The 13,019-nt window shown below is 31.5% G+C and carries 10 protein-coding genes; 6 read left to right on the top strand and 4 right to left on the bottom strand.

Annotation, left to right across the window (positions count from 1 at the left end):
- The first annotated feature begins 11 nt into the window (after window positions 1–11).
- Window positions 12–1,541, top strand: coding sequence for a sulfatase family protein (locus tag ACY2IJ_RS12945; protein ID WP_476724749.1), 1,530 nt, complete (start codon window positions 12–14; stop codon window positions 1,539–1,541).
- A 52-nt stretch (window positions 1,542–1,593) separates the two neighbouring features.
- On the opposite strand, the gene ACY2IJ_RS12940 is transcribed toward ACY2IJ_RS12945, so the two are convergent.
- Entirely contained in the window at window positions 1,594–2,451 is an 858-nt protein-coding gene (locus ACY2IJ_RS12940; RefSeq protein ID WP_476724748.1) for a hypothetical protein, read from the bottom strand.
- A gap of 12 nt (window positions 2,452–2,463) precedes the next feature.
- A complete protein-coding gene (locus ACY2IJ_RS12935; RefSeq protein ID WP_476724747.1) occupies window positions 2,464–3,390 on the bottom strand; it encodes a DM13 domain-containing protein in 927 nt (308 codons plus the stop codon).
- A 108-nt stretch (window positions 3,391–3,498) separates the two neighbouring features.
- Here ACY2IJ_RS12935 and ACY2IJ_RS12930 point away from each other — a divergent pair, with 108 nt between their 5' ends.
- Window positions 3,499–4,053: a TetR/AcrR family transcriptional regulator gene (locus ACY2IJ_RS12930; protein ID WP_476724746.1), complete on the top strand. Its 555-nt coding sequence runs from the start codon at window positions 3,499–3,501 to the stop codon at window positions 4,051–4,053.
- 50 nt (window positions 4,054–4,103) lie between these two features.
- On the top strand, window positions 4,104–4,967 hold the full coding sequence (locus ACY2IJ_RS12925; protein WP_476724745.1) for an SDR family oxidoreductase: 864 nt from the start codon (window positions 4,104–4,106) through the stop codon (window positions 4,965–4,967).
- A gap of 35 nt (window positions 4,968–5,002) precedes the next feature.
- Here the strand turns inward: ACY2IJ_RS12925 and ACY2IJ_RS12920 are convergent, their stop codons facing one another.
- Window positions 5,003–5,974, bottom strand: coding sequence for a bile acid:sodium symporter family protein (locus ACY2IJ_RS12920; protein ID WP_476724744.1), 972 nt, complete (start codon window positions 5,972–5,974; stop codon window positions 5,003–5,005).
- Window positions 5,975–6,065: 91 nt separating this feature from the next.
- Between ACY2IJ_RS12920 and ACY2IJ_RS12915 the strand changes: the two genes are divergently transcribed.
- Together ACY2IJ_RS12915 and ACY2IJ_RS12910 are read left to right on the top strand one after the other, a co-directional pair.
- On the top strand, window positions 6,066–8,897 hold the full coding sequence (locus ACY2IJ_RS12915; RefSeq protein WP_476724743.1) for a M16 family metallopeptidase: 2,832 nt from the start codon (window positions 6,066–6,068) through the stop codon (window positions 8,895–8,897).
- A gap of 161 nt (window positions 8,898–9,058) precedes the next feature.
- Window positions 9,059–10,909: a sulfatase family protein gene (locus tag ACY2IJ_RS12910; protein WP_476724742.1), complete on the top strand. Its 1,851-nt coding sequence runs from the start codon at window positions 9,059–9,061 to the stop codon at window positions 10,907–10,909.
- 81 nt (window positions 10,910–10,990) lie between these two features.
- Here the strand turns inward: ACY2IJ_RS12910 and kduI are convergent, their stop codons facing one another.
- Window positions 10,991–11,833 carry a 5-dehydro-4-deoxy-D-glucuronate isomerase gene (gene kduI, locus ACY2IJ_RS12905; RefSeq protein ID WP_476724741.1) on the bottom strand — a complete coding sequence of 281 codons (843 nt, stop codon included), beginning with the start codon at window positions 11,831–11,833 and terminating at the stop codon, window positions 10,991–10,993.
- Window positions 11,834–11,971: 138 nt separating this feature from the next.
- Between kduI and ACY2IJ_RS12900 the strand changes: the two genes are divergently transcribed.
- Window positions 11,972–12,979, top strand: coding sequence for a LacI family DNA-binding transcriptional regulator (locus ACY2IJ_RS12900; RefSeq protein WP_476724740.1), 1,008 nt, complete (start codon window positions 11,972–11,974; stop codon window positions 12,977–12,979).
- Window positions 12,980–13,019 lie beyond the last annotated feature (40 nt).

The raw sequence follows: 13,019 nt of genomic DNA, 5'->3' as shown, positions 1-13,019 counted from the left end.
TCATTTTTATTATGTCTGACGACCATACCACACAAGGAATTGGAGCTTATGGAAGTAGATTGGCTAGTTTAAACCCTACACCTACTATTGACAGAATTGCTAAAGAAGGTGTATTGTTAGAAAATGTATTTTGTACCAATTCTATTTGTACTCCCTCTAGAGCTAGTATATTAACAGGTCAATATGGGCAAGTAAACGGGGTTGTTGATTTAAGTGGTCGCTTAAAAAAAGAAAAACAATATTTGGCATTAGAAATGAACAAATTAGGTTACCAAACCGCAATGATTGGCAAGTGGCATTTAAAACACGCTCCTGATGCTTTTGATTATTACAACGTATTGCCAGGACAAGGAGATTATTTTAACCCAACCTTATACACTAAAGAAGGAGGAACCAAAACCAAATTTAGATTTGAAGAAGATTTGGTAAGAGAAGTAAATGCGACCCAATACAAAGGACACTCATCTGATGTAATTACAGACCTATCTTTAGATTGGTTAAAAAATAAAAGAGATAAAAACAAACCTTTTTTTCTGATGCATCATTTTAAAGCTCCACACGATTTTTTTGAATATGCCCCTAGATACGAAAATTATTTAGCTGATGTAACCATTCCTGAACCTGCTAGCTTATGGGACAACAAGAACAATGGTTCTGTAGGAACTAGAGGTTTTAACGATTCTTTGTTAGACACCATTGGTTCATCTATAGGACATAGGAATATAATTAGAAACATGGGAATGCACATGGAAATTGATCCTAATATTCCTGACCCTGAATACAAAAGACTGGCTTATCAAGAATATTTAAAAAGATATTTACGTTGTGTGAAAGGAGTAGATGACAATGTAAAACGCTTGTTTGATTATTTAGAAAAAGAAAAATTAATGGACAACACTATTATTATCTACACAGGAGATCAAGGATTTATGCTAGGAGAACATGATTATATTGATAAAAGATGGATGTATGAAGAATCTATGCGCATGCCATTTATGGTTCGTTATCCTAAAAAAATTAAAGCGGGTAGTCGTGTAGATGCTATTATTAACAATACTGATTTTGCTCCTACTATAATTAACATGGCTGGAGGTACTACTCCAACTTATATGCAGGGAGCTAGTTTTAATAGCATATTAGAAACAGGTATTGAACCTAAAGATTGGAAAAAAGAAACTTACTACAGGTACTGGATGCACATGGCTCACAAACACAACAATCCTGCTCATTTTGGAATTAGAACCAAAGACTACAAATTGATTTTCTTTTATGGAAGAGACTACAATACAACCCGAAATACTGAAGCACAAGAATGGGCACACAACCCTGCTTCTATGTCTTATTTTAATACACCTCCTGCCTGGGAATTTTATGATCTAAAAAAGGATCCTAAAGAAATGAACAATAGATATGGAGATGAGGAATATCAAGATATTATTAAAGATTTAAAAAACAGATTGAAAAAACTGAGAAAAGAAACCAAAGAAGATGATTCTAAATATCCTGAAATCACAAGAGTAATTGATGAATATTGGAACTAATATTTCATATAACAACATCTTGCTAATATTGCAAGATGTTGTTATTTTTAAACTACATTTCTAAAAAAACTCCTCCGCTGTATGACGGTGCTGCCACTGTTATTCTTCCAGAAACTGGAGAAGCATAATTAATTGAGATTCCTATTTTAGAAGTTATATAGTAAGCCATTTCTACCCCCAAACTGGTGTACTCAATATTATTCGCAAAAATGCTTCCGTTTATATTTCCTGCATCACCCAAAGAACCATTTCTTGTAGACTCTAAAACAGCCAATCGGCCAATAAGCCATAATTTTTTAAAAAACTTTACTCCAAGTTCTCCACCATAATAAATTTCATCAGAAAAGCCTTCGGTTCTATGGTTGTAGGCTATATGTGTTTTTGCATAAGCACTGGCTTGCCCAAGTGTAAAAGGTAAACCTACATCAATTTGTAAATGCTGATTAAACTCTCCATCACCATTTTGCAACACTGCCCTCTCATTTCCTCCACTTGTTTTCCCTAATGGAATTCCTAGCTTTAAGGTTGATGATATAGCTACTTTGTGATTTTGCAAAAGAGAATACCTAATTCCTATATCCGTATCTCCAAAACTATTTAATGCTGCTCCTTCGGTTATTGTATTTCCTCGGGTTGCAGACACCGATTTGTTTTGAAAACTTCTTACATAAAAAGGAATATACGCTATAACATCTAGCTTATTTGTCAATCCATATTCTCCATAAAAATTAACATTAAAAACTCCTCTTGTGGTTAATGGAGATTTGTCTCCTGAGTCTGTAAAATGTTCATCGGCTTCTAAATACCATGTTGCCAATTTAAAATATCCTTTTCCTTTTCCTTTGGTCCATTGTGCCATTCCATTCAAAGTAATTAAAAGAAGGGCTAATATGATTAATCTATGTTTCATCTGTTTCTTTTTTTATTCGAATGTTCCTCCTCCTAAATACACATCAAATGGATCGCACCAAAAAATAATGTAATTATAGTTGTTTATGTTTACGTTGTTAAGAGAAATACTCCATGCTCCTGATCTTTCTTTTACTTGCTCTCCTACTTTTAGTGCCGAGCTAATAGAATTTGGATTGTTAGACAAATAAAAATACCCTCCTGGTGCAGAACGCACACTAAAATCCTCTGAAAAATCTAAAGTATTGCTTGTAAAAGTAACAGAACCAGACAAACCATAAGAACCAGATAGCATTGCTTTTTTAGATTGAGTAGCAATTACACTTATCTCAGTTGCATCCGTTAATGTATTTCCGTTATCTAAAACGGCTACTGTAATGGTAGCGTTTCCTACTGCCCTTGCCGTTGCAATTCCTGTAGTACTATTTACACTTACAATATTAGAGGCTGAACTAGACCATTCTAAAGTTCCCTCTCCAATATAATCTGCTTTATAACCATAGGTACTTCCAATAACCATTGGAACGGTTCTAGGATTGTTTATTGCTATTGTTCCTTCTTTAATTTGGTCTACGGTAATAGTAGCTATTGTTTTGGTTATTGTTTTTGATTTATTTTTAGGATTGTCATCCTCAACACTTGCTTTTATAACAGACTGCCCTGTACCTACTGCTGTTGCTAATCCCTGGTTATCAATAGTCAACACACTTGTATTAGAGCTAGACCAAACAATGTTTTGTGTGGTTTGCTGTCCTATATCGTTAAAAAAAGAAGCTGAAAATTGATAGGTGTTGTCCAAACCTATTCTTTGGGGAATGGGGTTTTCTGTATCAATTCTAAATTCTGGCTCTACATAATCGTTCACCAAATCTTCTTGAATGCAGGATGTGAAACTTAAAAATACCAGCAGTATCCAAAAGTTACTTTGTAGTTTTCTCATTGTCAAAGTGTTTAGTTAATTTAAGATTCTGTCGATAGATTTATTAAAGGTTTACAAAAAAATATTTTTTTATTGGAACAAACATTCCAAAACTTATATATTTGCATTATGAACAAACAAGAAAGTATTATTAATGCTGCTTTAAATTTGTTGGCAAATAATGGAATACATGCCACACCTATGTCTGCTATTGCCAAAGAGGCAGGTACTGGAATGGGAACCATTTATAATTATTACGCTTCTAAAGAAATACTAATTAATGATATTTATGTAATGATTAAACAAGAAGAAACTGCCTTGTTTGCTAATTTTTCTGAAACATCACCTATTAAAACTCAATTTGAATCTTATTACAAAGCCACTTTACTTTTTTTTATTGAGCACCCTTTGTATTTTAGTTTTATAGAACAATTATATGCATCTCCTTTAATTACCGAAACAAGTAGAAACATTGGTATTAAAACAATTGAACCCATTTTAAAATTGATAAAATCAGGAAAACAAAATAGAATTATTAAGAATATAGATACTGACGAATTACTTCAATTTATTGGAGGCTCTATTTTATCATTTGTTAGATGGCATCAATCTACACCCAAAATCAACAAAAAAGCATCTCTAAAAAACCAATTGAATTTAGTTTGGGATGCTATTAAAGAATAATTTTTTTAACCTAATTTGGAATAATCATTCCAAAATAAATAAATTTTAAAATGAAAAAAAACGTATTAATTACAGGGACATCAACAGGTGTAGGTTTAGAATCTACAATTTTATTTGCTAAAAAAGGTTACAAAGTTTTTGCAACTATGCGAAATTTAAACAAAGCTGAAACCTTAAAGAAAGTAATTATTGAAGAAAAGCTAGATATTGAGTTGCTAGAATTGGATGTTACCAAAAACGAAACTATTGAAAGAACAGTAAAATATATAATAGATAATTATAAGCGCATAGATATTTTAATAAACAATGCTGGAGCTGGTTTTTCTAAAACCTTAGAACAAGCAACTTTTGATGAAATTAACTGGGTTACGGAAGTAAATTATTTAGGAGTAGTACGCACCACTAGGGCCGTTTTACCTTATATGAGAACAGTAAAACAAGGACGAATAATTAATATTAGTTCGGTGGGTGGATTGGTAGGACAACCTTTTAATGAATTGTATTGTGCTGCTAAATTTGCTGTAGAAGGATTTACAGAAGCTTTGGCAACATATATATCTGACCCTTTTAATATTTATTTTTCTATAGTAGAACCTGGTGGGATTACTACTGAATTTATGAGTAATGCTATTCAAAAAACAGTAAACGAAAAAGGAGATTTTGCTACAGGAGAATATGCACCTATTTTTAACAAATACTTAGAAGGAGTACAAAAGAGAGCTGAAAACTCTAAAAACTCACCATATCAAACAGGAAAAGAAGTAGCTTCTGTTATTTTAAGCGTAGCAGAAAACGAACATCCTCCTTTAAGAATTAGAACCTCTGAATGGGCAGAAAAATTTACACACTTAAAAACGGCTACAGACCCAAGCGGATCTTTAATTTTAGAGTCGGTAAAAAAAGACATTCTATAAACTCTAAAAACACAGACTCAATTCTATTTTCAGAATTAAGTCTGTGTTCTAGTTCCTAGTTTGTTGGCTACAAAAGCCAAAATAATTAACTGTGTAATATGATACATCATTACAGGCAACAAAAACAAACTTGCACTTACACTATTGCCAAAAATAATATGAACCATAGCAGAACCGTGCACCAAAGATTTTTTGGAACCACAAAACGTAGCCGTAATTCTATCGGCTAATGTTAATTTTAATTGTACCGATACAAAATATACAATTCCTATAACCATCCAAAAAAGACAGAACACTACTGCAAAAAGGGCTATTAAATTTATGCCACTTATTTCTGTAAACATATTTGCCAGTATAGAAGTACAAAAACTACTATAAACAATCAATACAATCATAGACTTATCAAACAAAGCTATTTTAGCACTATTTCTTTTAGCAATATGTCCCCATTTTAAGTTTAACAGCAATCCAAAAGTTAAAGGCAATACAATTTGAAAAATTAATTTTAAAAACACATCGGCCAAAGACATTCCGCTAGACTGGTTTACGTACAAACCAATCCACAATGGAGTGCAAAAAACTCCAATAATTCCAGAAATACTAGCATTAAAAATAGCAGAAGGCACATTCCCTTTGGCCAAAGAAACCATTACTACCGACGAAGAAACTGTAGAAGGCAAAGCCGCTAAAAAAAACAAACCCACCCAAAAAGAATTCCCTACCCAAGTAGTTAAAACAGGTTTTGATGCTAAAATTATGATGGGAAAAATTAAAAAAGTGCTACACTGAATTAAAATGTGTAGTTTGTAATTTTTAATTCCTTGTAAAACTTCTGTAAAAGAAAGTTTTAACCCATAAAAAAAGAAAATCAATCCTATACCTACCTCTGTAATTTTTTTTACATGCAGTACACTTGCTCCTTTAGGAACTATAAAAGCCATAACAATAGCTACTAGTAATGATAAAATAAAACCATCTATGGGTATTTTAAGTTTTTTAAGGAACATTATTTGATTACATTTAAGTTTCTAAAATTAATTCTTTTTAGAACAAATAGATAAACACATTAATAAATAAGTTTTTAAAATTTTAACTTTTATGTTCTTTCTAAAAAATCTACTATTTATTCCTTTTTTTATTATTACTATATATTCATCAGTAATAAATGCTCAAGAAAAAAACACAACACATACATCTAGCGTTATTCCTACAGATGGGAACGTTACAAAGGGTGTTTTATCTAACGGATTAACTTACTATATAAGGCAAAACCCCAAACCAGAACAAAAAGTAGAATTAAGGCTGGTGGTAAAAGCAGGGTCTATATTAGAAAATGAAAAACAATTAGGACTTGCTCATTTTATGGAACATATGAATTTTAATGGTTCTAAGAATTTTAATAAAAATGAACTGGTTGATTATTTACAAAGTATTGGAGTAAAATTTGGAGCTCACTTAAACGCTTACACTAGTTTTGATGAAACGGTATACATTTTACCAATTCCTACAGACAATGATGAAAAACTTGAAAAAGGTTTTCAAATTTTAGAAGATTGGGCTTTTAACGCTTCTTTAACCGCCGAAGAAATTGACAAAGAAAGAGGAGTTGTACTAGAAGAATACCGATTAGGACTAGGTGCCAATAAAAGAATGTTAGCCCAATATTTACCTAAATTAATGTACAAATCTCGTTATGCAGAACGTTTGCCTATTGGAACTCAAAAAGTATTGGAAAATTTTACTCATGAAGATTTAAGAAGTTTTTACAAAGATTGGTACAGACCCGATTTAATGGCAATTGTAGCTGTAGGAGATGTAGATGCCAAAATTCTTGAAGAAAAAATTAAGTCTCACTTTGAAAAATATCCTGCTGTTAAAAAACCTAAAAAGAGAAAAGAATACACAAGTCCTAATCATAAAAAAACACTGGTATCTATTACTACAGATCCAGAAGCTAGCAGATCTACGGTGCAGTTATATTATAAATCTAAAAAAACAGCAACCCCAATTGTTACCCTAGAAGATTATAAAAAAGAACTGACCAATAATTTGTTTAGCACAATGCTTAACAATAGACTTAACGAATTAAGGTACGCTGAAAACCCACCTTTTATTTATGCAGGTGTAGGATACGATGCTATTTGGGACAAATCTAAAAATGCTTATCAAAACTATGCGGTTTGTAGCGAAACAGGACAGCTTGAAGCTTTTAAAACATTGGTTACAGAAAACGAACGTGTATTGCGTTATGGGTTTTTACAAAGTGAATTAGACAGAGCCAAAAAAGCTTTACAAAACAGTATAGAACGTGCATATCAAGAAAAAAACAAAACTGAATCTAGCAGCTATACTTCTGAGTACATTCAAAACTTTTTAAACAAAGAACCTATTCCTGGTGTAGATTGGGAATTTAAAATGATTTCTAAACTATTACCTAATATTGTTTTAAAAGATTGTAACTCTCTTATAAAGCAATATATTATTAACGAAAATAGAGTGGTTATTTTTACAGGCCCTCAAAAAAAAGACATTCCTAAAATATCAGAAAATCAGGTGATGGCTATTTTAAACCAAAGTAAACAACAATCCTTAAAACCTTACGAAGAAAAAAGTTTTGATAACGGACTAATGTCTGAAACTCCAAAAGCTGGAACAATTGTTACTACAGAAAAAGACACCGTTTTAAACATTACCAAAATTACACTAAGTAACGGAGCAAAAGTTCATTACAAAAAAACAGATTTTAAAGACAATCAAATCTTATTCAAAGCATTTAGCTTTGGAGGATCTTCATTATTATCTGATGATGAATACAAACAAACTACCATAGCTAATGGTGCTTTAACCGAAGCTGGAATCAACAATTATTCTAAAAATGATTTGCAAAAACTATTAACAGGTAAATCGGTTCGTGTTGCTCCATATATAGGAATGTATCATGAAGGAATGCAAGGATCATCGACCCCTAAAGATTTAGAAACCTTTTTTCAATTGACACATTTGTATTTTACCAAATTGAATTACGATCCTAAGGCATACAATTCTTACAAAAACAAAATGCAAGCCTATTTAAAAAATATTATTTCTAACCCAACTACTTATTTTTCTGTAGAATTAGAAAAATTCATCAACCAAAACTCATCAAGATACGTTGGTTTTCCTACAGAAGAAGTATGGAAAAACACCAATTACTCGTTAGCATATCAAAAATACAAAGAACGTTTTGCCAACGCAGCAGATTTTAACTTTTACTTTGTTGGTAATTTTAATGAACAACAATTATTAGCATACTGTAAAACCTATATTGCCTCTTTACCTAGTGCCCCAACAAAAGAAACTTATAGAAATATTGAAGCGTTACCGCTAAGTGGTGAACATCAAAAAACGGTAATTAAAGGAACCGAACCTAAAAGTTTGGTTAAAATTATGTACATGGGACTTGCTGATGATTATGAAAAAAACGATGATTATTATTTAAAAAGCCTAGCCGATGTTTTATCTATTAAATTGATAGAACAATTAAGAGAAGAAGAAAGTGGAGTGTATGGAGTAAGCGCAAAAGGAAACATTAGCAAACTTCCTGTAAAAAAATACAACTTTTCTATTTCCTTTCCTTGCGGACCCGAAAACATTCAAAAACTAAAAGAAAAAGCCTTGTTAGAATTAGAAAAAATTAAAGCCAACGGAGTTTCTGATAAAGATTTGAATAAAGTTATAGAAACACAACTATTAGAACATAAAGAAAATTTGAAAAAAAACAACTTTTGGATCAATGTTATGAAAAATGCCGATTATTATCAAACCAACATTCAGAATTTTGTTTCTAAAGAACTAAAAATAAAACAGTTGTCTTCTAAAAACCTTCAGAAAGTGGCTAACAAATACTTGTCTAAAAACAAAATTACCGCAATTCTTAAACCAGAAAATTAAACGAATCCTTAAAAATAAAGTCTAAAAAATAATGTTTAGCTATTGTATAGTATTGTAATTAAACAATACTATACATTTCCTCACTAATTTATTATAAATTTAGACCCGCTAAATTATTTTTTTTAAGCAATAACAAATTCACACATAATTTAAAAGTAACTATGAATTCATTCCGACTATTTGTATTAGTAACCTTTACTATGCTTACAGCATACGCGCAAAAAAAAGAAAAACTAGATCGTCCTAATATTGTTTGGGTAACTTCTGAAGACAACTCTAAACACTATTTAAAGCTGTTTAACGAAAACGGTATTGAAACTCCTAATATTGAAGCTTTAGCAGAACAGGGAGTTATTTTTGACAATGCTTTTTCTAACGCTGCTGTATGTAGTGCTGCTCGTTCTACTCTTATTTCTGGAGTTTATGGACCAAGAGCTGCTTCTCATTACCACAGAAGATTGCAACAAGTCCCAATGCCTACAGGAGTAGAAATGTATCCAGCCTATTTAAAACAAGCAGGATATTACACAACCAACTGTTATAAAGAAGATTATAATATTATAAAATCGGATACCGTTTGGGATTCCTCTTCTAAAAAAGCAACATGGAGAAACAGAAAACCAGGACAGCCTTTTTTCCATGTATTTAATATTATGACAACGCACGAAAGTAGAGTGCATTTTACACAAAAAGATTACGAAACCAAAAAAACAAATGCCAATCCAGAAGATTATTCTGTACAACCAAATCATCCAAACACAAAATTGATGAAATATACCAATGCTTGGTATAGAGACAAAATTGTTCAAATGGATACAGAAGTTGGGCAAGTTATAGATGAATTAAAAAAAGATGGGTTAATGGATGATACTTTTATTTTCTATTTCTCTGATCACGGTGGGGTTTTACCTGGAAGTAAAGGATACATACAAGAAGTTGGTTTAGAAGTACCCATGGTTGTTTACATTCCAGAAAAATACAAGCATTTGGTAAACGTAAAAGCAGGAACTAGAAACAGTGGTTTTGTAAGCTTTGTAGATTTTGGAGCTACCTTAATGAACCTAGTAGGAATTACTCCGCCAAAAGGAATTGATGGAATACCTTTCTTAGGTAAAAATGTTTCTAAAGCAGATTTAGATAGTCGTGATGAAGTATTTAGTTACTCAGACCGTATGGATGAAAAATACGATATGGTTAGAGGTTATAGAAAAGGAAAATACAAGTACTTAAGACATTTTCAACCTATTAATTACGATGGATTAATGAACAACTATCGTTACAAACAATTGGCTTACCAAGAATGGAGTGAATTGAATGAAGCTGGAAAATTAAACAAAATTCAATCTCAATTCTTTACCACAAAACCAGTAGAAGCTCTATACAATATAGAAGCAGATCCTTATGAAACTAACAACTTAGCTAAAGATCCTAGTTATAAAAATAAATTGGCAGAATTAAGAGGTTTGTTGATTGATAAAATGGAAAACATCAACGATTTAGCGTTGTATCCTGAATTTTATTTAATTAAAAATGCCTTTAACAATCCTGTTGAATTTGGAAAAACTCATAAAGCAGACATCAAAAAATATTTATCTATTGCAAATTTGGCTTTAGAAGATTTTGATACAGCCAAACCCAAAATAGCAAAATACTTAAACTCTCAAGACCCATGGGAAAGATATTGGGCTATAAACGCTTGTACTAGCTTTGGAAAACAAGCAAAGAAATTTGCTAAGAAGGCTGTTAAAATGTCTAAAAAAGACGATCAATTTATTAACAAAGTAAAAGCTGCAGAATTTCTTGGATTTATAGGAAAGAAAAATCCGGTAAAAGTAATGTCTCAAGCTTTATATGACACAAAAGACCCTAACGAAGCATTGTTAATTTTAAACTCCATTGTAGTAATGCAAGATGGATTTAATTACAAATTTAATCTTGAAAAAGATAAATTAACTACTGCTTCTAAAGAACCACAAGTAGTTAGAAGATTGGAATATTTAGGAGTTCAATAATCCATCTTTCATCTCTAAAAAAAGCCGTTTCTTTATTAAGAAACGGCTTTTTTACTTTATCAAAAATCTAACCTTCCGTCCTTACCTTAACTCTGTAATTTTGCACATATCCATATCATTATAATCTAAGTTTTCACCAGCCATTCCCCACACAAAAGTATATGCTGCAGTTCCAGACCCAGAATGTATAGACCATGGGGGTGAAATAACCGCTTGTTCATTAGCCATCCATATATGTCTTGTTTCGGTAGGTTGCCCCATAAAATGACAAACGGCCTGATTTTTAGGCACATCTATATAAAAATAAATCTCCATTCTTCTGTCATGCACATGGGCAGGCATTGTATTCCAAACGCTTCCTTGTTTTAACGTTGTCATTCCCATTTGTAACTGACAAACATCAACAATACTACTTACAATGTATTTACGAATAACTCTTGCATTGGCCGTTTCTAAAGTTCCTAATTCTGTTACTTCAACATCATCCAAACCAATTTTTTTAATCGGATAAGATGTATGAGCTGGAGTAGAGTTTATATAATATTTAGCAGGCTGTTTCTGCATTTCACTAGAAAAAATTACTTCTTTATTTCCACTTCCAATATACAACGCTTCTCTATGATTTAATTCATAAGTAACCCCATCTACAGAAACAGTCCCTTTTCCTCCAACATTAATAACTCCTAACTCTCTTCTTTCTAAAAAATAAGCAGATTTGAGTGCATCTACTGTTTCCAACATTACAGAATGGTTAACAGGCATCACCCCTCCAATAATATATCTATCGTAATGAGAGTATATTAATTTTACTTCATTCTCTATAAATAATTTTTCAATCAAAAACTCATCTCTTAATTCTTCAGTATTCATTTGCTTTACTTCTCTGGGGGAAGTGGCATATCGTGTTTCAAAATTTTTCTCCATAACTATATAGGTTTTGATTACTTTTAGTAAAAGTATAAAATATTAAAAAGCACAATCAATTGTAGATGTTAAGTTTTCAGGCTATAAATTTGGGGTTCGATTAAACCCACAGTATATTTACAAATGCTATTTTAAGTAATGAAAAAAACAAAACCCACAATTCACGATATTTCTAAAGCTCTAAATATAGACAGCTCTACGGTTTCTAGAGCTTTAAACAATAGTCCTAGAGTTTCTAAAAAAACAAAAGATTTAATACTTAAAAAAGCAAATGAATTAGGCTATCAAAAAAACACATTAGCCTCTAATTTACGAACTCGTAAAACCAATACTATTGGAATTATTGTTCCTAGAATTTCTAGAAACTTTTTTTCCTCTGTAATTTCTGGAATAGAAGAAACTGCTTACAAATCTGGTTACAATGTAGTTATAGGACAAAGTTTTGAAAACTTTGAAAGAGAACAAAAACTAGTTTCTACCTTTTTATCTAACCGTGTAGATGGTTTGTTAATCTCCATATCTATGGAAACTACGAATTACCAACACATAGAAAATTTTAAAAACCACGGAGGCCCTATTATATTTTATGACAGACCTGTGCCCCTAAAAAACTTTACTTCTATTACCATTAACGATTTTGAAGCTAGCTACAATGCTACCAAGCACCTAATAGAAAAAGGTTGCAAAAATATTGTCCACTTTTCAGGAAATCAAAAAATATTACTTTATAAAAATAGAAAAGAGGGGTATATAGCAGCGCTTAGAGAACATAATTTACCCGTTAAAGAAGATAACATTTTTGAAGCCAAATTAACTGAGGAAGATGGGGTTGAGTTTGCTAAAAAAATTATACAAATGGGAAATATTGATGGAATTTACGCATCAAACGATACCTCTGCTATCAGTGCTATGCAATATTTAAAAGCCAATGGGATCAAAATTCCTGAAGATATTTCGGTGGTAGGTTTTAACAACGATTCTATTTCTGCTGTTATAGAACCCAATTTAACAACCATTAATCAGCCCGATTATGAAATGGGAATAATTGCGTGCTCTAAATTAATAGACCTAATAGAACAAAAAGAAAAAAACGGACAACATCAATCTATAGTATTATCTACAGAATTAATTGTACGAAATTCATAGGTACTAAAACAAACATTTTATACACCTTAAAAAAGCAATT

It is taken from the genome of Wenyingzhuangia gracilariae, from assembly GCF_056387575.1.
Note: the sequence above shows the minus strand (reverse complement) of the source record. Positions and strands in the feature narration are given on the sequence as shown.

What these genes read in the sequence shown, in the direction of transcription:
- ACY2IJ_RS12945 (WP_476724749.1), top strand. Translation starts at nt 12, where the DNA reads ATGTCTGACGACCATACCACACAAGGAATTGGAGCTTATGGAAGTAGA.
- ACY2IJ_RS12940 (WP_476724748.1), bottom strand. Translation starts at nt 2,451, where the DNA reads ATGAAACATAGATTAATCATATTAGCCCTTCTTTTAATTACTTTGAAT.
- ACY2IJ_RS12935 (WP_476724747.1), bottom strand. Translation starts at nt 3,390, where the DNA reads ATGAGAAAACTACAAAGTAACTTTTGGATACTGCTGGTATTTTTAAGT.
- ACY2IJ_RS12930 (WP_476724746.1), top strand. Translation starts at nt 3,499, where the DNA reads ATGAACAAACAAGAAAGTATTATTAATGCTGCTTTAAATTTGTTGGCA.
- ACY2IJ_RS12925 (WP_476724745.1), top strand. Translation starts at nt 4,104, where the DNA reads ATGAAAAAAAACGTATTAATTACAGGGACATCAACAGGTGTAGGTTTA.
- ACY2IJ_RS12920 (WP_476724744.1), bottom strand. Translation starts at nt 5,974, where the DNA reads ATGTTCCTTAAAAAACTTAAAATACCCATAGATGGTTTTATTTTATCA.
- ACY2IJ_RS12915 (WP_476724743.1), top strand. Translation starts at nt 6,066, where the DNA reads ATGTTCTTTCTAAAAAATCTACTATTTATTCCTTTTTTTATTATTACT.
- ACY2IJ_RS12910 (WP_476724742.1), top strand. Translation starts at nt 9,059, where the DNA reads ATGAATTCATTCCGACTATTTGTATTAGTAACCTTTACTATGCTTACA.
- kduI (WP_476724741.1), bottom strand. Translation starts at nt 11,833, where the DNA reads ATGGAGAAAAATTTTGAAACACGATATGCCACTTCCCCCAGAGAAGTA.
- ACY2IJ_RS12900 (WP_476724740.1), top strand. Translation starts at nt 11,972, where the DNA reads ATGAAAAAAACAAAACCCACAATTCACGATATTTCTAAAGCTCTAAAT.